This window comes from Chitinophaga sp., from assembly GCF_036566945.1.
Lineage (GTDB): Bacteria > Bacteroidota > Bacteroidia > Chitinophagales > Chitinophagaceae > Chitinophaga.
This window is the reverse complement of sequence record NZ_DATCVJ010000546.1, coordinates 1-2,227: the sequence shown is the minus strand read 5'-3', so window position 1 is coordinate 2,227 and position 2,227 is coordinate 1. Positions and strand designations below refer to the sequence as shown.

The window sequence follows — 2,227 nt, the reverse complement described above, 5'->3', positions numbered from 1 at the left end:
CTACCCCTTTATCCAGCTCTATTTTATTTTTAGAGATGAAATAGTCAGGATAGCTGTTGCGCAGCGCTTTGATGCTCTTTTTGCTATGTGCCAGATGGCTCAGGAAAAGACCAATACCAATCAGCGCATCACGGCCATAATGCAGGTCTGGAACAATGATACCACCATTGCCCTCTCCGCCGATCACCGCGTTTGTATCTTTCATCTTTTTTACCACATTCACTTCACCTACGGCAGACGGCGTATACTGGCCACCATGCTTCAGCGTGATGTCTTTCAGGGCCTGTGTGGAAGACATATTGGAAACGGTATTTCCTTTTCTTTTGCTCAATACATAATCCGCTACCGCTACCAGCGTGTATTCCTCCCCGAACATGCTGCCATCTTCGCAAACAAAGCAAAGCCGATCCACGTCCGGATCTACCGCGATGCCCAGGTCCGCATTGTTTTTATTTACCTCATTGGACAGCGCCGTCAGGTTTTCTGCCAGTGGCTCAGGATTGTGACTGAATTTACCATTCACTTCCCCAAACAATACTTCTACTTCTTCCACACCCAATGCTTTTAACAAAGGAGGAACAAATAAAGCACCGGTTGAATTCACCGCATCTACCACCACGCGGAAGTTACGCGCTTTAATGGCTGGCACATCTACCAGTGGATAATTCACCACCAGGTCTACATGCTTCTGCAGGTAAGAATCATCTACAGTATAGGAGCCGAGCTTATTTACATCCACGAAATTGAAATCTTCGCGTTCTGCAATGTCCAGCAGCTGTGTGCCATCATCTCCGGAAATAAATTCGCCTTTACTGTTCAGTAATTTCAGCGCATTCCATTCCTTCGGATTGTGGCTGGCAGTAAGAATAATACCGCCCGCAGCGTTTTCCATGGTAACCGCCAGTTCAACAGTGGGGGTGGTAGAAAGACCAAGGTCTACTACATCAAAGCCCAACCCGTTCAGCGTAGATACCACCAGGTTTTTTACCATTTCGCCGGAAATACGACCATCACGGCCTATTACCACCTTACGGTTTTCTGTTTCACGGCTCAGCCAGGTGCCGTAAGCCGCTGTAAATTTTACCACATCTAATGGAGAAAGTCCCTCGCCGGGCTTACCGCCTATGGTTCCGCGTATGCCGGATATCGATTTGATCAGTGCCACAAGATTCTGTTTTTAAAGGAAGGCAAATATAAAAAAATCCATTCCAGAATTCCTAATTATGAATAGATGACGAGAGAGCAGAAAGGATAAAGGATAAAGCAAAAAGCTATAGTAGCGGAGATATAAGTTACTATTAATTAATATATCCCCCCTGCTCTCCGCTGCTATAGCTTTTTGCTTTATCCTTTATCCTTTCCGCTTTTTCGATATATTTGCAGCTACGCTTTTAAAAAAACAGCTATACGTTACATGCAATACTCGTGGAAGAATATACCCCGGTATATTCGTTATGTGTTTGTTCAAACGCTTTACCTCTTCCTGCTGATGGTGATGTTCAGGGCTATATTTTACCTGTTCTTCTTCAAAACTACCGTCACAGACCACGCAGCAATCGTGAAAGCCTGGAACCTGGGATTACGCTTCGACCTAAGGCTGGCCCTCTATTTAATGATTCCCATCCTGCTGATAGCACTGATTACACGTAATGCCTTCTTTACGTCTACCCCTATACGCAGAATCAATTTTATATATTTCTTTCTGATATACCTGCTGCTCACCCTTCTTTATATTCTTGACCTGGGACATTATGATTACCTGGGACAACGCCTGGACCCTTCTGTATTACGGTTCCTGGCCAAAGGAGAGCGCGCAGACAATGCCCGCATGGTGTGGCAGAGTTACCCGGTAGTAAGAGGTGCTCTCGGCATTTTTGTATTCATGTTCCTCGTATATCGCCTGCAAAAGGTCACCTGGAAAAGATTTGCGGCACAACCACTCATCTACCTGCGCAACTGGCCATTTACCGGTTATGTAACAGGACTGGTATTGCTCTTTGCCGCCGGTATCTATGGAAATATCGCTTATTTCCCACTACGCTGGAGCCAGGCCATGTTTACCCGCGATAATGGCGTAACCAGCCTGGGACTCAACCCTATCCTGTATTTCGTTTCCAACTTCTCCGTGAAAGGAGATACGTTCAACGCAGAAGCCACCAAAAAATATTACCCGGCCATTGCCAGCTACCTGAAAGTAGACAATGCCAACACAGATAGCCTGAACTAT

Annotated in this window: 2 protein-coding genes; one reads left to right on the top strand and one right to left on the bottom strand. The window is 45.8% G+C overall.

The window, feature by feature from the left end:
- On the bottom strand, positions 1–1,165 hold a 1,165-nt coding region (locus VIP81_RS16670), incomplete at its 3' end, for a phosphoglucosamine mutase (protein ID WP_331963233.1).
- Positions 1,166–1,414: 249 nt separating this feature from the next.
- On the opposite strand from VIP81_RS16670, the gene VIP81_RS16665 reads away from it, so the two are divergent.
- A partial coding sequence (locus VIP81_RS16665) for a hypothetical protein (RefSeq protein ID WP_331963230.1) occupies positions 1,415–2,227 on the top strand: 813 nt, incomplete at its 3' end.